Here is a 16,248-nt window from a genome sequence, read left to right as displayed (position 1 = left end):
CTGTTTGCGGGGTGTGCGCCTCCGCGGTGTGCGCCTCTTCTCTTACGCTCAGTCACAGCGCTCCCCTGCCTCAGATCGACTTGACCTCTCCACCGTCCATCCTCAACGTCGAGCCCGTCATCCAGTGAGCCGCGGGCGACACGACGAACGCCATCAGTTCGGCAATCTCCTCGGCCGTGCCATACCGGGCGATTCCCGCTTCGAGAGGAAACCGCGCCGTGGCTTCTTCGACTGTCATGTTGTGGAGCGGCGCCCAATGTTCCAGATAGGATTGCCGCCGACCGGTCATCACCGGGCCGGGCAGTACGCTGTTGACCTGGACACCGTCGGCAATCCCCCGGTCAGAGAAGGCTTTCGCCAGCGCCACAATCGCTGCGTTGATCGTGCCAACGGCCGCATACGGCGCCTTGGGAAACAAGGCCGAGTTGCCCGACATGAATACAACCGATCCTGCGGTTTTCTTCAACGACGGCCACGCCGCAATCGTCAGGCGCCGCGCGCCATGCAGCTTCAGCGCGAGGCCGCGGTCCCATTGATCGTCGGTCATGTCGAAGACATCGATCTGCGGCACCGCGCCCGCGATGTTGAGCAATGCGTCGATCCGCCCGAATGCCGCGAGTGTCTGGTCGACGACCTGCTGTGCGGCCTCCGGTTCAGACAGATTGAGGTCGATCGCGAGCGGTTCGGCGCCGGCCTTCCTGACGTCGTCGGCGGTCTGCGCGAGGTTCTCGCGATTGCGCGCCACCAGCACGACCGACGCAAAATCTCGCGCTAACCGGATGGCGGTCGACCGGCCGATACCCTGGCTCGCGCCGGTCACGATAGCTACCTTGCTGGACATTTCCTTGCTCCTTTAACGCGTGGATGAGCTGCTTGAGCGGTGATCCAATGGACCACCGCCATGCTGGGTTTGCCGGTCAGCGAACAAGAAATCCGGAGATCGCCGCGGCGATCTCTGCCGCGTGAGTCTCTAGCGCGAAGTGACCCGTGTCGAAGAAACGCACTTCGGCGTTCGGTATATCGCGTTTGAATGCCTCGGCGCCGGGCGGCAGGAAAAACGGATCGTTTTTCCCCCACACGGCAAGAAAGGGAGGCCGGTGAGTGCGGAAGTACTGCTGGAATGCCGGGTACAAAGCGACATTGTTCCGGTAATCTCCGAACAGATCGAGCTGGATCTCGTCGGCACCTGGCCGGTTCAAATAGAACTCGTCAAGTGAGTAGCCGTCTGGCGACACGGCAGTCGTGTCCTGTACGCCATGCGTGTACTGCCACAGGGTCGCTTCGTGAGTCAGCATGGTGCGAAGCGCTTCGCGATTCGCATGCGATGGATCCTGCCAGTAAGCGCGGATCGGATTCCAGCCGTCGCTCAAGCCTTCTTCGTACGCGTTACCGTTCTGCGAGATGATTGCGGCGATCCGCTCGGGGTGCCTGAGCGCCAGCCGAAATCCGGTCGGCGCGCCGTAGTCGAATACGTACATGGCAAAACGATCGAAACCGATCTGCTCGGTGAAGCCTTCGATCACGTTGGCGATGTTGTCGAAGGTGTACGCAAAAGCACTGCGTTCCGGCATGTCCGACTGACCAAAGCCTGGCAGATCGGGCGCGACGATATGGAAGTGCCCGGCAAGCAGGGGGATCAGGTCGCGAAACATGTGGCTCGAACTCGGAAAACCGTGGAGGAGCAGCAGTTTCGGCGCGTTCGAACGACCCGCTTCGCGGTAGAACACCTTGACGCCGTTGACGTCGGCGAAACGATTGGCAATGGATGACATGGATTGACTCCTGATTCCAGGGGGCAGGCGGGGAGCGCCTGCTAGTGTGAAAAATTTTAGGTAATCCTAACGAGATGAAGCGGGGCTCAAACAGCCCGAACCGCTTCCACAATCACATCGGTAACGACATCAGGGGCAGTAACCATCGGTGTGTGATCGACCTCGTGTGAATGCACGCGTGCGTTCATGCGCTGGGCCATGAAATGTTGCGTGTCGGGATTGATCATCCGGTCCTGCCCGGCGATCAGGAACCAGCTCGGCCGGTCCTTCCAGAGTGGACGCCCAACCGCTTCGCCAATGCACGCAACCGAAATGGGACGTTGAACCGCGCCAAGCACGGCCAACTCCTGTGCGCTCGCATGCTGTGCGAACGCCGCCGCGAATGCTTCTTCGGGTAGCCATATCTGGCCGTGTCGATCCGGCGCCAGCCTGGGCGCAAGCGGGTGCGGTTCCCCGCGATAGAACACATCGCTCACCGCTTCGCCTTCGGCAGGCGCAAGCGCGGCGATGTAGACCAGCGCCTTGACGTTGTCGGCGCGCGTCGCGCCGATCACTGCGCCAGCGTAGGCATGCCCCGCGACAACAACCGGACCGTCGATGCGCTCCAGTGTTCTATCAAGCGCGGCCACGTCTTCGTGCAGCGTGCTGAGCGGCAACGGCGCCGCTACCGCATGAATGCCATTTGCCTTCAGACGTTCGATCACCTTGCTCCAACTCGAACCCTCTGCCCATGCGCCGTGCACCAGCACCACGCTCACATTGCCAATCGACATTTCTCGCTCCTTGGACGGACTCGTATGCATCGCGGCGCGGCGCCTACGATGTAACCTGATAAATCTGAATTTACAGGTTACAAACTAGTTGTGTAACTTGTCAAGTGCATTTTTAGTGGTTACGATATGGTCATCGTCACTTAATATTCATCATCAGAAATGGACTACCGTGAGATCCCCGCGATACTGGTGGCCGACGCACCGGGCCTCGATTTCCTGAATTCGATCGCCACGCCTGTGGATGAGCCAGTCGACTGGATCAGTGACGGGGAGGGCCTGCTCGCCTGGCTGGACCAGGCGGCGCTAGTGCCGCGCACGGTCCTGGAGGCGATGCGGGTCCAGTCGACGGCGGCCGAACTCGACGAGATTGCGGCGCGCGCGCGCGAACTGCGCGAATGGTTCAGGGTTTTTGTCCGGAAGAGGAAAGGGCGGCCTCTGCTTCCCAAAGACCTGCGTGAGCTCGGACCTTTGAATCAGTTGCTCGCGCAAGACCAGCAGCACGGAGAAATCGTGACGAACGCGGCGGACGGTGCGACGAGTTTTGAGCTTCGCGCGAACCGGCGCTGGCAATCGCCGGAGTCGCTCCTGATGCCGATCGCCGAAGTGTTGGCGAGGCTGGTATGCGAGGAGGATTTCACGTACGTGAAAGCGTGCGAAGGCCCGAGGTGCACGTTGATGTTTGCGGATCACACGCGTGGTCACGCGCGCCGGTGGTGCAGCATGGCAATCTGCGGCAATCGCGCGAAGGTCGCGGCTCACCGCAAGCGGCTCAAGGAGCAGGAGAGCGGTCAGGTGTAAGCTTCGGGACCGGCGCGCGGATCCCGGGGATCGCGAGCCGGCGCCCTGAATGCCTGACAAGTGGAATCGCAGATGAATAACAACAATCGCTGGCTGCCTGCTCTTGTCTCATTCGTGCTGTGTTCGCTATGTCTTTTGGCGGCATGCACGACGACCCGTTCCGAAAGTGAGAACGGTCCCCCGTTGCCATCGGCAGCCGACGTATCCAGTCGCTGCCTGGCGCGCGCGGCAGCCAGCGGCGAGCCGACTCCCACGCCCGATCAGCTCACCGCATTGCAATGGCGCCGCTATGTGGGTTGCGCCTTGGCCAGCAATCTGTTGGTCGAGTCAGGCAGCGTTGCCGACAACCCGGAGGCGATTATTTCTATCCGGCTCAACGCGGACGGTTCGGTTGACTCGATTGCGCCATTGCGCTCAAGCGGCAATCAGGCGTGGGACACCGCGGTGCAACGCGCGATAGCGGCTGTCTCGCCCCTACCCGCGGCACCGGCGCAGCACGATTTATCGAGAATCGACCTTCATTTCAGGCCTCAACCTCGTGGGCCCGGCATTGGCGGCAGCGCGGGGATCACGGGGCTTACGGGTGAAAGCCATTGGTCGATACGTCACTGCACGACGGTGGACGGCGTCACGGCTTGCCGTTAACGCGGCCACGATCGCCTCGCGCCGCGAAGTCCATTCCTGAATCGGGCATCTGCAACTTCTGCGTGATTGCGGCAGACTAACCGACTCGATCGGATTCGACTCGACCCAATCGAAATCAATTTATTCCATTTGCATACTATGGCAGAAAGGCCGCGCAAGTTTGCACTGTTCATGCAAAGACCCTTGTACTATATGGTTCAGCGGGAATCGGCCCGGGAGCCAATGTGAGAGAAACCGGCGTGTAAGCCGGTGCGAGGCGCGCCACATATTCCACGTAAAAGACATGAACAATTTTATTCGACCTCCTGTTTCCTATCCGGCATCCGTCGTTTTCGTGGACGACAGCGACAGCTACCTCGATGCATTGCGCCGATTCTTTCCGGATATTTCCACCAATCTGTTTTTCACGCGGCCTCAAACCGCACTCGCTTTCATCCGCAACAATGCGCGCGAGAATTCGCTGGCGTTCGCGCCGGCGTCAGCCGGTCTGACTGAGACAGGTCTCGAGCGGTTTGTCGAAAGCTCGGCGGAGCGCGATGTATTGGCCCGGGATTCGCGATTTGCAGAGGTGGCCGCGGTGGTGGTCGATTACGACATGCCTGGGCTGAGCGGTGTCGAATTCCTCTCGTCCATCTCCAATGTGCGTTGTGCGAAAGTCCTTCTGACCGGCGTTGCGGATGAGACCGTCGCGGTAAAGGCCTTCAATGCGGGCATTGTCGATCTGTACCTGAGAAAGACGGATGCCGATTCAGCCAACCGCCTGGTTCATTTTCTGAAAGACGCCAGAAGCAGGCATTGTTCAGAGGCAGGCTGGCTGGGTCTGGGCGATAACGGCATGACCTATTGCGACCCGCGAACCAGAAAAGCGATCGACACGGTGGTTGCCGCCGAGGGTATCGTCGAGTACTACTGGCGTCCGGAACAAAATACGATCCTGATGTTCGACCGTGCAGGCAACCCGAGCGTTTTCCTCGCGTGGGCAGAGAACGACTGGATCTCGCAGGCGGAGATCGTGGCGGATGAGAACGGGCCGGCGGATCTGTTGAAGCAGATGGCCGTACGCGAGGCTATGCCGGTTTTCTGGCCACACCTGGCGTTTCGCCCCGGCGTGGATTTCAGAACGGTCAGGCCGCAAACAATCCCGGGTTGGGACGACGCGTTTTATTGCTGGACCAGAATAGATTCGACCGACGTAGGTCTGAATACACTGACATTTTCACAATGGCGCAGTGGCCGGAATCAGCCGGCCCACACATGAGCGATTAGCCTGTTCGCATACTCCGCTGAAATAATGCCGCAATAGGCCAACGTTTCCAGACACCTCGAGCCACATGTACGCCATTCCGACCGCCTTTGTGTCTGCGCTGTTCGTGGTGTTCGGCCTTTACGTACTGATCACTCAAGGGGTGACGCGTCTGTCCGCGCCATTCCTGTTGATGTGCGCGACAACCTTTGCATGGCAGGGCACATGGACCTTGCTGTTCCAGACGCACGATCCCCACATTGCGAGCGTGCTGGTTCGGGTCGGTTATCTGTTCATTCTCTTCCTGCCTACCACGTTCTATCACTTCGTCACGGAGGTGGCGGCGAGGCGCCGTGAGCAGCCGATCCTGCTCGCGTCTTACGGCATGTGTCTTGTCTTCGCCGTGCTCCTGCCAGGCAACGAAGTCGTCGCCGGCTACCGGCACTACTTCTTTGGCTACTATCCGAGCGCCGGACCGCTGCATCCTTTGCACGTGCTGCAGACCGTGTTGCTCGCCGGCCGCAGCGGACAGCTTCTGCTCGCCGCGCGCAAGCAGGCCGGCGCCGAAGCGCGCAGGCGTCTCGATCTCTGCCTGGCGAGTCTTTGCGTCTATTCGCTCGCGGCCGTCGACTATGCGGTCAACTACGGCTTTACGTTCTATCCCCCAGGGGTACTGTTTATTGCCCTCAGCCTGGGGCTTCTCGCGATCACGATCGTCCGTTATCACCTGATTCACCCCTATGCGATCGCGGCAACCATCGCGCACGAAATCGCCACGCCGCTCGCCACGATCGCCATGCACGCCGACGAAATCGCCAGCGTCTGGTCCCACGTGTTCAAAGGCTACCGGATGGCCGTCACGCACGGGCTTTACGACGATCAGGAAGTGCACGCCGGGCAGACCGAACGCGTCAGCCAGCTCGCCACGGCGATCAGAAGGGAGGTCTCGGGCACCAGCGCGATGGTCGAAATGGCCCTCGCATCGTTCACCCTGGATCGACTGGACCGCACTCGCTTTACGCCCCATTCCATGCAGCTCTGTGTGACGTCGGCGCTCGAGCGTTATCCCTTCCGTGGCGACGAGCGCGCACGCGTCACCGTGGCGCCGATCGACGCGGCATTATGCTTTTCGGGTTCGGACACGCTGGCGGTTTTTGTCCTGTTCAATCTGTTGAAGAACGCGTTGCACGCCATTCACGTGAGCGGCGAGGGCGAGATCGCGATCAGCGCGTTTCACGAGCAAGGCTTCTGCGTACTGCGGTTCCGCGACACGGGGCCGGGCATCCCGCCCGACGTGCTGCCGCATATCTTCGACGCCTTCTTCTCGACCAAGCGGCACGGAAGCGGCGCGGGAATGGGGCTCGCATTCTGCCGTCGCGCGGCGGAGCTTCTCGGCGGCAATATCGAATGTAGTTCGACGCGCGGGGCACACACTACTTTCACCGTGCGCCTGCCGGTGCCGGGCTCGCCGGCGGACCGCGCACTGATCAAACCGCCAGCGCGTTCTTTGCGCCGGCGGCAAAAAGTGAAAGTTTAAGGTTGCAAGTTGAGGGTGAAAGTTAAGTGTGGAAGGTAACGGTGAACGTTAGCGGCGAACCCCCACGACAAAACCCGGCGGAAAAACCAAACGGCGAAAGACTGTTGTCGAGATCAGGCGGCTAGCGCTGTCCATGGCAGCTCATATTCCTTGACCCGTTCGACGATTCCCTGCGGGAAGCGCCTGATCTTCCGGTCCCGTCCGGCGTACAGGATCTGCTGATAGCCCTGCGAAACCTCACGGCCATCCACGCAAAAACGAAACAGCAGGTAGGCCGAGCACTGCTTGACCTGCACCGTGTTCAGATAGCAATCCACGCGCTGGAACGGGAAGGTTTCGTGGACGTACTCCTGGTGCGCGCGCTTGGTCACGAACATGCCGTCCGATCCCAGCAGATCGTTGTGTATGCACTCATGAAACCATCGCTCGCGGCATACACCTTGCCACTCGAAGTAGCGTGAGAAATAGGTATTCATGAACGCGTTCGAGTCCTTTAGATAAATGTCGAACGTATGGTGGAAGGTCTTGAGCGAGGACGGGCTAATCGGGTCTTGCGAAAGAAGAGCGGAGCCTCGGGTCAGGGCGGTAGGGATTGCTTCACGCATCAACATACGATTTTCCTTTATGCAGGAATGGCTGCTTGCGGCAGCCACGCATGCCCCCCTATATGGCGGGCACATCCCATTCTGTTGGGGATGGGGGTTGCGTGGCTATTGGCTGGCAAACATGTCGTGCAGAAAAAGGACGGGCGCCCGTGATTCCATCGCTCGGTCGTTTGATGCTTTTATCGTCACTACGCCCGGTGTGTCTCCTGCCGTATCCGAGCAACGCGTCAACTGGCGCCGCGTTGTATGGCTTCGCCCAGTTCGGCGTCGGAATACGCTTTGCCGCCGATACCCCATGCACCCTCGACCGCATACGTCACATTGACGAAGGTTCGCTCGCGCGGATGAGAACCTGCGCTGAGCCGGTCGATGATGTCCGTGGCCGCACTGACGAACGCCTGCTTGACTTCGGCATTCGGAAAGGTGGCCGCCGGAACCTTCACTTCGATAACGGCCAGTGACTGGGGCTTGCCGCCGACGTAGCTCTGCGATTCCGGGCTGACGATCAGATGGCCAATTACGTTCGGGGTCATGAAGCCGTTGCCGCTCAGGCCGTGCGCGCCTAGCAGCACGTCCGCGACGAGCGGCAGCACCTCACGTTCTCCGTGCGGGGTGAGAAGACCTTGTGTGACGTGGACTGAAATAGGCATGGCTATCGCTCCTTGATCAAACGGGTTAGTCGAATCAGAGTTGTTGCGCCTGCATCACGGCCGGGATATAACGATCGTGATGTCGCGATAGTTTCATAACGGTCGTGATGTCGTCAAGAACTAAATAGCGATCGTTATCTGGAGGCGTGCGCAATGGCACATCGGGCTGGCAAGAAGGAAGAAGGCAGGGCGAGGATTCTCACGAGCGCGGGCCGGGGGTTTCGTAGCCGCGGGTTCGGCGGTTCGGGCGTGGACGGGCTGGCAAAGGACGCCGCCGTGACGTCGGGTGCGTTCTACGCACACTTCAAATCGAAAGCAGCGGCATTTCGCGAGGCGGTGGTTGTGGGTCTCGACGACCTGCGACGAGGTATCGGGCAGACACGCGAACAGATGGGCAGCGGCTGGCGCACGTGGTTTATCGACTTCTACCTGGGAGAGCGCCGCACCTGCGATCTCGCGGACAGTTGCGCCCTGCAGAGTCTTTCCGGCGAAGTGGCCCGCGCCGATGACGAAACCCGGCAGGCCTATGAGGTGGAGTTGGGTTCGATTATCGAAGCCGTGGCGGCTGGGCTCGAAGGTAAGCCGAAGGCCCGGCGCGAGGAAGCGATCGCGCTGCTCGCGCTACTGGTGGGCGGCGTCACACTTGCGCGGGCCGTCAAGGATCCGGCGCTCAGCGACGAGATTGCCGCGTCGGTCCGCAAGGCCGCGCTCGACCTTGGCGTTCAGCCAGAGTCGCGCTAAAAGGGCGGCGACCTTAGCCGCCGACACCCGTTCGGCGCGATTCGCTTGAGGGTGTCGACGGATCAACGCAGTGCCTGAGTGCGTGCGTAGCGCGTTAGCGTACGCACGCGTGCATCAGAAGCGGTGGCGCACGCCGACACGGAACGCCAACTGGCTGTCCGCGCCCGAACCGGACGGCCCGAAGAAGCTCGTGCTGGAGCCGATCTGTGCCTGCACGTCCTGCGTGCCGTTGTGGCCGGCAGCGATCTGGTAGATACCCAGTGCATACACGTCCGTCCGCTTGCTCAGCGCGTAGTCGACGCTCAGATCGCCCTGGTTCCAGTGGCCCGCTTTGGCGCCGCTCAGGTGCATGTACGTGTAGCCTGCACCTGCCGTCAGCGCCGGCGTGAAGGCGTACTTCGCGCCTGCTTCGTACGCGGCGAACGTGGTCGACGCGCCCGTGATTGGAGCGAAGCGCGTGTTCGTGTACAACGCCCACAGCGTGGCAGCAGCGATCGTATAGCGGCCGCCGACGCCGAACGTGCGCAGATCGCGGATGTTGCCGGTCGTCACGTTGGCCATGGACGTCGAAGCTTGCGTCGTCGTCGCCTGGCTCGGGTAGCGGATGTCGGTGTACGCCGCGCCAACGCCGAACGGGCCGTTTGCGTAGTTCACGCCGAAGCTGTAAGCACGCGACGAACCTGCGACCGGTGCCGCGGTCGTGCCGCTCGCCGGCGCGCCGGCGAATGCGCCAGCCTGGTTCGAGAAGCCATACAACGCGCCGAACGTGAAGCCCGAGAAGTTCGCGCTGCTGAACTTGATTGCGTTGTTGATGCGGCTCGAGGTCAACTGGTCGACATCGTTGATGTGGTAAGCGTAGTTACCCGCGACGGTTTGGCCACCCGTCGAGTAGTTGCCGCCCAGATAATCCGTCGAAAACGAGTACTGGCGACCGAACGTCAGCGAGCCGACGCCGTTCTGCGACAGACCGACAAATGCCTGACGGCCGAACATCGAGTTGCCCTGGCCCGCAGCACCCGTGCCGCTGTTAAAGCCATTTTCCAATACGAACAGCGCCTTGAGGCCGCCACCCAGATCTTCGGTGCCGCGCAGGCCCCAGCGGCTGCCCGATGCCACGCCGTCGTCGTACTTGACGAGGCTGCCGTGGCCGGTGCCGGCACGCGCGTTGTTCACGTAGCTGATACCGGCGTCGATCAAGCCGTACAGCGTGACGCTGCTTTGTGCATGAGCGTTGAGCGAGATGCTTCCGAGCACGGCGGTGGCGAGGATAGTCTTCTTCATTTTTTCCTTCTTCTTTTAAGGTGTCCATGCCGCGTGCATTTGAGAGCGCGGCGTGGACCCGGGTTGGCAAGCGATGCGGACCGCACGCCCACGACAAAGCCGCGCGAGGCCGCGCAGAAATGAAATCAATGTCGGGAGGGGGCGATCGAACGGGGGCGCGGCGAAAACCTCGTTGTGCGAGGTCGTTACCGGCGGGTGACGGAAGCACCGGAGCATCGGCGAATCCATCTGGCGCGTGGCGTCTTCAGGCGAAGCGAAACGTCTGTCCCGTTGTGTTTGACGGAATATATCGATCCGTCATCTATTCGTAAACAGTTTCAAAGGAAATTGTCGCCTTTATGACACATGGTGGTGACTCAGAGGAGCACGACACACTTCCCAACGGCCTCGTTGCGCTCCATCAGTTCATGGGCGATCGGGACTTCGGAAAGAGCGAATACATGCGCGGGTCGGCCTCGATATAGGCCGCTCGCCTCGAAATCCACGATCTGCTGCATGGGTACGTCCGATAGTGGAAAGCAGGGTGTTCCGAAGTTGAAGCTGCCGAAAAAACTCATCTGAACGCCGCCTGGCATCTGGCTGAGCGGATCGAAGTCGGCGAGTGGCGCGAGCCCGCCCAGAAATCCGGCGAGGCACACGCGACCCCCACGGCGTGTGGCGTGCATTGAGTCGAGAACGGCGCTGTTGCCGATGAGGTCGAGCACAGCGTCGACCTTGCCGCCCGGCCAACCCGGTGCCGTGCATAGCTCATCCGCGTTCGTCACGACATGGGCGGCTCCACGCGAACGTAGCAAGGCGGCTCCCTCTGGCCGACGGGTGCTTGCAATCACCTCCACGCCGAGTTGGCTGGCGATATCGATAGCGGCCTGCCCGAGGCTCGACGTGCCGCCCCGCACGACGAGTCGCTGGCCGGCCTTGACTTCCAGGTTCCGGTGAAGGCATGTCCACGCCACCGCATAGGCTTCTGGCAGGGCGGCGAGATGTTCCCAGTCGAGGCCGCTGTCAACGGGCACGACATTAGTGGCGGGTACGGCGACGTACTCCGCGTAACTGCCGTCGATCGTTCGCCCCATCCCGCCCATCAGCGCCACGACCGTCTGACCCTCGCGCAGGGTTCCGGTCGCGTCCTGCACGACGGACCCAACGCATTCGATGCCGCTCACTTCCGCTACATCGCCCCACAACCCGCGCCGCATATAGAGTTCGGCCCGGTTCAGGCCAAATGCCCGAACGCGAATCAGGATACAGCCCGGTTTGACCGCAGGCAGGGGTCTGTCGGCGATGCCGAGTACCTCGGGACCCCTAAACCTGCTCCTCACGATTGCCTTCATGTCGATCTCCTCACGTTGAGACTGAATCGTAGGATCGACATTCATAGAAATAAATTACTATGTTTCGACAAAGACTGAAGGTCATTTCTACAATGAACGAGCCTACGTTACTCCAGCTGCAGTGCTTCGACGCGTTGGTTGCCGAAGGCAGCTTTGCCGCGGCCGCGGTTCGTTTGAACCGGACGCATCCAACCGTCCATGCAGCGGTGAGGGCGCTTGAAGCTCAAGTGGGCATGGTCCTGCTCGACCGGGCTGGGTACCGTGTGTCGCTCACGGAAGAAGGCGCGGCGTATCACGCACGGGCGGCGCAGTTTCTTCGCCACTATGAGAATCTCCAGCGAGAAGCGGCTCAGCTCTCTGCCGGGCAGGAGGCGGAGTTACGTGTCGTCGTGGGTGATTTGTGCCCGTTGCCGGAGACATTGGGCACGCTCAGGCGGTTCTTTGAGGCGAGTAGCGGCACGCGCCTCACGCTTCTATTCGAGGCGATCAGTGGTCCCTGGGAGCGGCTGAAGAACGGCGATTGCGACCTGATCTTTCACCACCTCGACAAACCGTCGCCTGCGATCGAAACCGTCGAGCTCTTCGAGGTGAAGCTCGTGCCGGTCGCCGCACCGGGGTTTCTCAGGCAGTCCCCTGACGAATCGCTCACGCCTGATGATTTGAGGCCGTACGTTCAGTGCGTCATTCGCGATACCAGCAGGCAACCCTCAGACGCAAACTACTATCTGATCGAGGGCGCGCCCACCTGCACCGTGCCGGACCAGTTGATGAAGCGCGAGCTGATCGTGCAAGGACTCGCGTGGGGCCACATGCCCCTTCATCTTGTCGCTCGCGACCTCGAGGGACATCGTCTCGTGTCGCTCGAGGGACGGCATCTGCACGGCGCCACGCTCAGGCACTACGCCGCGAGGCGTCGAGACATGGCGCACGGTCCCGTGGCGCAGCGTCTTTGGAGCCAGTTGCTGGAGCAGGGCGCACGCTGATCGTCACCTGGCGCTGGTCAGCATCAAAATGTAGGCGATCGTCGAAACAACGATGACGCCCGCGCCGATCAAGACCTTCGTCTGGTTGAACTCGACGAGACCAAATACGCAAATGGCGATGCCGAAAACCGCGGTCAACGTGCCGATCGCCGCAAGCGCGACGCACACCTTGCTTCCGGTCGTTTCCTGCGGATTTTCATTCGCTTCCAGGGGTTCAGATTTCATGTGGAATCCTTGCGCGAAACGAGCGCGCGGCCTCCAGCCAACACTCACCGGCGGGGGAGATTGTTCAGACAATCTGGCGCCCCACATACCGGTATGTTTATTGTAGAAAGTCTGGCTTACACATCGATGCGCGCGTGGCCACCAGCCGGACGCCCGCTCAGAGCGCGACACCCGCGACAGCCGGCTTCTCTGCGATCGACAGCTCGAAACAGAATGCCGAGCCGGTTCCCGGGCGCTCGAGCAAGCGTATCTGGCTGTGATGCAATTGCAACATGCGCTGCACGATCAGCAGTCCGAGGCCGCCGCCACGGTGCGCGCCGCCGGGATTCAACGGACGCTCGAACAATCCCTCGCGCTGTGCCGCGGGAATGCCGGGCCCGGTGTCGCTGACGGTGACCGATACCTTGCCGTCCTTGTGCGCGAGATCGACGTTAATCGATCCGCCGGCGGGCGTGTGGCGAATCGCGTTGTCGAGCAGGTTTGTCAGCACGCGCTCGATCATGCCCAGATCGGCGTTGACGGCCGGCAGACGAGGCGGGAAATCGGCGCGCAACTGGATGTGCCGCGCCTCCGCCGGCAACTCGAATTTCTGGAAGACATCCTGGACCAGATCGACCAGCGAGAATGACTCGAGCGCGGGTTGCACATTGCCGTGTTCGAGCCGGGCCAGCTCGAATAGCGCCTGCGCGAGCCGTCCGACCTTGACGCTCTGTGCCAGCGCGATCGCCAGATAGCGTTTGCGCTCCGTTTCGCCGAGGGTGTCGGCTTTCAGCGAGAGCGTCTCGAGGTAGCCGTGCAGCGAGGTCAGCGGCGTGCGCAGATCGTGCGAAATATTGGCGATCAGCTCGCGCCGCTGCTGATCCTGGCGGGTCAGCGCACACCACTGATCGCCGATACGGTTGGCCATTTGCGCGAAGGTGGCTTCGAGCACGGCGATTTCGTCGCGCCGCCCGGCAGGCGACGAGCGTGGCACCGCCGGCTGCCGGGCGGGTTCGCCATCGGCGTCGAAGCGGCGCATGGCGTCGGTCAGGCGGCGCAGCGGCCGTGTGATCAGGCCGAATGCCGTCAACCCTGCAAGCAATCCCAGCAACGCGACCAGCGCCATCGACCAGAGCGTGGTGCGCAGCACCGAACTGGCGTCGACGCGCGCGGCGAGCGCGTCGTGTTCCTCGCCGAGCAGGACCACGTAGATGTAGCCGGAGGGTGCTTGCCCATCCATTTGCAGCGGCGCGGCGCTAAACACTTTCTTGCCGTCGACGCTGCGCGGGTCGTCGCCGAGAATCGGCAACGCGTCCCCGGCGATGAACTGGCGGATCGGCGCGAGATTCACCTGAGCGCGCTTGACGTGACCCGCGGGGGCGTCGTCGCCCTTGATGCGCCCCTGGTTGTCGAGCAAATACACCTCGACGCTCGGATTCACCCGCATCAACTGGCCGAACAGTTGACGCACCGCGTCGGGCCGCAAACCGTTGGCGTCCATCAGCGTGGTGCGATGCGCGATATGGTCGGCGAGATCTTTCGACAGGCGCTGCACGACCTCTTTTTCGTGCAGATCGCTCGAACGGATTTGCAGCCACGCTGACGCACCGCAGCATGCGAGCAGCAGCACGGAGAAGACGAGCGAGAGCCGCTGGGTCAGAGTCAGATTCACGGCGCGTCCTTCAGTGTGCCGGCGGGCGCGGGCGTGTCGCCTGGCGTGCCGGGTACGGCGAGCTTGTAGCCGCGCCCCCAGACGGTCAGGATGCGCTCGGGCTGGGCGGGATCGGTTTCGATCTTGGCGCGCAGCCGGTTGATATGGGTGTTGACGGTGTGCTCGTAGCCCTCGTGCTGATAACCCCACACGGCATTGAGCAGGTCCATCCGCGAGAACACTTTGCCGGGATGCTGCGCGAAGAAGTACAGCAGGTCGAATTCGCGCGGCGTCAGTTCGATGGGCTTGCCCTCGACCGCCGCCTCGCGCGTCAGCGGATCGATCGTCAGCCCGGCGAGCTGCAGACTGCCCGCGTCGACGCGTGAATCTTTCGCCATGGCTTCGACGCGCCGCAGCAAAGCCTTGACGCGCGCAACCAGTTCGAGCACCGAGAACGGTTTGGCCAGGTAGTCGTCGGCGCCGAGTTCGAGGCCGAGAATCCGGTGTACTTCGCTCGAACGCGCGCTGGTGATGATGATCGGCGTATAGCGGGTCATCGCGCGGGCGCGGCGGCAGATTTCCAGACCGTCGACGCCGGGCAGCATCAGGTCGAGGATCAGCGCGTCCCAACCGCCTTGCTCCAGCAGGCGCAGCCCTTCGTTGCCGTCGGCGCTGTGCACGACCTCGTAACGCTCATCGCGCAGATGAAGGCTCAGCACGTTGGCGATGTCGACGTCGTCTTCGACGATCAGGATGCGCTTTGCTTGGTCCATGGAGGGCTTTAGCCGCGGGTAAGAGCGGGGGTTGAGTGCGGTGGAAGGAAAGGGCGCCCGCAAAAGCGGGCCGTTGCGTCATTGTGCAAAATTTCCGCACGGCGAGTTATCACATTTAATTTAACTTTTCGTGAGGACTTCGATATCCCCCGCGCCATAGGATGTGGGCACTTTCCGCTGATTCGCACCGTACCCGAACGTACCCGAACCTACCTGAGCGCACGTAATCGCGTACCCACCCTCACCGACTGACAACCACGCCCGGAACCGACATGTTACTCATCGTTCTCGCCTATCTTGGCGGCGCCCTGACGATCCTCAGCCCGTGCATTCTGCCGGTGCTGCCGTTTGTCTTCGCGCGCGCCGATCAGCCCTTTGTGCGCAGCGGGCTGCCCTTGCTGGCCGGCATGGCGCTGACCTTCGCCATCGTCGCGACCCTCGCCGCCGTGGGCGGCGGTTGGGTTGCGCAGGCCAACCAGTATGGCCGCTGGCTCGCGATCGCCTTGCTCGCCGTGTTCGGACTGACGCTGCTGTTGCCGCGTTTCGCCGATCATCTGATGCGTCCTCTTGTGAGCGCCGGCAATCGCCTGTCGAATTTCGCGCAGGGCGACGGCCAGCAGGCACGCATGGGATCGTCCTTTCTGCTGGGCATCGCGACTGGCTTGCTGTGGGCACCGTGCGCCGGTCCGATTCTCGGCCTCGTGCTGACTGGCGCGGCGTTGCGCGGCGCAAGCGTCGGCACCACGCTGCTGCTGGTGGCTTATGCGGCCGGCGCCGCGACCTCGCTCGCGGTGGCGCTGCTGATCGGCGGCCGGGTGTTCACGGCAATGAAGCGCTCGCTGGGCGCGGGCGAATGGATCCGCCGCGGGATCGGCGCGGCGATGCTGCTCGGCGTGGTGGCGATTGCGCTCGGGCTCGACACCGGTGTGCTGGCGCGTGTATCGACCATCGCCACGGGCGGCATCGAACAGAAACTGGTCGACAGGCTGTCGCCCGGTGCGACGCCGGGCAATCCGGCTGTGGGCGGTAGCAATATCAATGCGTCCGCAAATGCATCGGCCATCGCGTCGACCAATGCCCCGGCCAACGCATCGGGCAGCGATGCCGCGACGACGGTCAACCCCGCAGCGGATGCAAGCGATACCGGCGCGCTGATGCACACCTCGCAAGCCGCGCCAGGTGGCGCGGCCGCATTGCCCGTCGAAGGCGTGCTGCCGACCTTGAACGGCGCCGTCCAGTGGCTGAATTCCCCGCCGCTGAC

The 16,248-nt window shown here is 62.1% G+C and carries 17 protein-coding genes; 7 read left to right on the top strand and 10 right to left on the bottom strand.

The window, feature by feature from the left end; all coding sequences use genetic code 11:
- Nucleotides 1-70 precede the first annotated feature (70 nt).
- The 3 genes from PQR67_RS33485 to PQR67_RS33475 form a co-directional block, all read right to left on the bottom strand.
- A complete protein-coding gene (locus PQR67_RS33485; protein ID WP_408467082.1) occupies nt 71-841 on the bottom strand; it encodes an SDR family oxidoreductase in 771 nt (256 codons plus the stop codon).
- Nucleotides 842-917: 76 nt separating this feature from the next.
- Nucleotides 918-1,772, bottom strand: a complete 855-nt coding sequence (locus PQR67_RS33480; protein WP_408467081.1) for an alpha/beta fold hydrolase — start codon at nt 1,770-1,772, stop codon at nt 918-920.
- 86 nt (nt 1,773-1,858) lie between these two features.
- Nucleotides 1,859-2,545, bottom strand: a complete 687-nt coding sequence (locus PQR67_RS33475) for an alpha/beta fold hydrolase (RefSeq protein WP_408467080.1) — start codon at nt 2,543-2,545, stop codon at nt 1,859-1,861.
- A 159-nt stretch (nt 2,546-2,704) separates the two neighbouring features.
- Between PQR67_RS33475 and PQR67_RS33470 the strand changes: the two genes are divergently transcribed.
- The 4 genes from PQR67_RS33470 (at nt 2,705) to PQR67_RS33455 (ending at nt 6,768) form a co-directional block, all read left to right on the top strand.
- The gene (locus PQR67_RS33470) at nt 2,705-3,343 is read left to right on the top strand and encodes a CGNR zinc finger domain-containing protein (protein ID WP_408467079.1); all 639 of its coding nucleotides are present in this window, start codon (nt 2,705-2,707) and stop codon (nt 3,341-3,343) included.
- Nucleotides 3,344-3,415: 72 nt separating this feature from the next.
- On the top strand, nt 3,416-3,988 hold the full coding sequence (locus tag PQR67_RS33465; protein WP_408467078.1) for an energy transducer TonB: 573 nt from the start codon (nt 3,416-3,418) through the stop codon (nt 3,986-3,988).
- Between the two features lie 283 nt (nt 3,989-4,271).
- Nucleotides 4,272-5,246, top strand: a complete 975-nt coding sequence (locus PQR67_RS33460; RefSeq protein WP_408467077.1) for a response regulator — start codon at nt 4,272-4,274, stop codon at nt 5,244-5,246.
- A 73-nt stretch (nt 5,247-5,319) separates the two neighbouring features.
- The gene (locus PQR67_RS33455) at nt 5,320-6,768 is read left to right on the top strand and encodes a sensor histidine kinase (protein ID WP_408467076.1); all 1,449 of its coding nucleotides are present in this window, start codon (nt 5,320-5,322) and stop codon (nt 6,766-6,768) included.
- Between the two features lie 113 nt (nt 6,769-6,881).
- Here the strand turns inward: PQR67_RS33455 and PQR67_RS33450 are convergent, their stop codons facing one another.
- Nucleotides 6,882-7,379, bottom strand: a complete 498-nt coding sequence (locus PQR67_RS33450; RefSeq protein WP_408467075.1) for an acyl-CoA thioesterase — start codon at nt 7,377-7,379, stop codon at nt 6,882-6,884.
- A 221-nt stretch (nt 7,380-7,600) separates the two neighbouring features.
- The gene (locus tag PQR67_RS33445) at nt 7,601-8,023 is read right to left on the bottom strand and encodes a tautomerase family protein (protein ID WP_408467074.1); all 423 of its coding nucleotides are present in this window, start codon (nt 8,021-8,023) and stop codon (nt 7,601-7,603) included.
- A gap of 153 nt (nt 8,024-8,176) precedes the next feature.
- Here PQR67_RS33445 and PQR67_RS33440 point away from each other — a divergent pair, with 153 nt between their 5' ends.
- Complete coding sequence (locus tag PQR67_RS33440) at nt 8,177-8,764, top strand: TetR/AcrR family transcriptional regulator (protein WP_408467073.1); 588 nt, start codon at nt 8,177-8,179, stop codon at nt 8,762-8,764.
- 114 nt (nt 8,765-8,878) lie between these two features.
- Here PQR67_RS33440 and PQR67_RS33435 read toward each other — a convergent pair whose 3' ends face one another.
- Together PQR67_RS33435 and PQR67_RS33430 are read right to left on the bottom strand one after the other, a co-directional pair.
- Nucleotides 8,879-10,045, bottom strand: coding sequence for a porin (locus PQR67_RS33435; RefSeq protein ID WP_408467072.1), 1,167 nt, complete (start codon nt 10,043-10,045; stop codon nt 8,879-8,881).
- 356 nt (nt 10,046-10,401) lie between these two features.
- The gene (locus PQR67_RS33430; RefSeq protein WP_408467071.1) at nt 10,402-11,376 is read right to left on the bottom strand and encodes a zinc-binding dehydrogenase; all 975 of its coding nucleotides are present in this window, start codon (nt 11,374-11,376) and stop codon (nt 10,402-10,404) included.
- A 92-nt stretch (nt 11,377-11,468) separates the two neighbouring features.
- On the opposite strand from PQR67_RS33430, the gene PQR67_RS33425 reads away from it, so the two are divergent.
- Complete coding sequence (locus PQR67_RS33425) at nt 11,469-12,359, top strand: LysR family transcriptional regulator (protein ID WP_408467070.1); 891 nt, start codon at nt 11,469-11,471, stop codon at nt 12,357-12,359.
- Nucleotides 12,360-12,362: 3 nt separating this feature from the next.
- Here PQR67_RS33425 and PQR67_RS33420 read toward each other — a convergent pair whose 3' ends face one another.
- The 3 genes from PQR67_RS33420 to PQR67_RS33410 all read right to left on the bottom strand — a co-directional run bounded on the left by PQR67_RS33420 (nt 12,363) and on the right by PQR67_RS33410 (nt 14,987).
- The gene (locus PQR67_RS33420) at nt 12,363-12,584 is read right to left on the bottom strand and encodes a hypothetical protein (protein ID WP_408467069.1); all 222 of its coding nucleotides are present in this window, start codon (nt 12,582-12,584) and stop codon (nt 12,363-12,365) included.
- A 157-nt stretch (nt 12,585-12,741) separates the two neighbouring features.
- The gene (locus PQR67_RS33415) at nt 12,742-14,235 is read right to left on the bottom strand and encodes a sensor histidine kinase (RefSeq protein ID WP_408467068.1); all 1,494 of its coding nucleotides are present in this window, start codon (nt 14,233-14,235) and stop codon (nt 12,742-12,744) included.
- A complete protein-coding gene (locus PQR67_RS33410) occupies nt 14,232-14,987 on the bottom strand; it encodes a response regulator transcription factor (protein WP_408467067.1) in 756 nt (251 codons plus the stop codon). Before PQR67_RS33410 ends, PQR67_RS33415 begins: the two co-directional genes overlap by 4 nt.
- A gap of 272 nt (nt 14,988-15,259) precedes the next feature.
- On the opposite strand from PQR67_RS33410, the gene PQR67_RS33405 reads away from it, so the two are divergent.
- Nucleotides 15,260-16,248 (top strand): cytochrome c biogenesis CcdA family protein (locus PQR67_RS33405; RefSeq protein ID WP_408467066.1); only part of this gene is annotated, 989 nt, incomplete at its 3' end.

The sequence above is a fragment of the Paraburkholderia fungorum genome (assembly GCF_046026025.1).
GTDB lineage: Bacteria > Pseudomonadota > Gammaproteobacteria > Burkholderiales > Burkholderiaceae > Paraburkholderia > Paraburkholderia fungorum_E.
The sequence above is the reverse complement of the archived record's forward strand: the minus strand, read 5'-3'. Positions and strand labels throughout refer to the sequence as shown.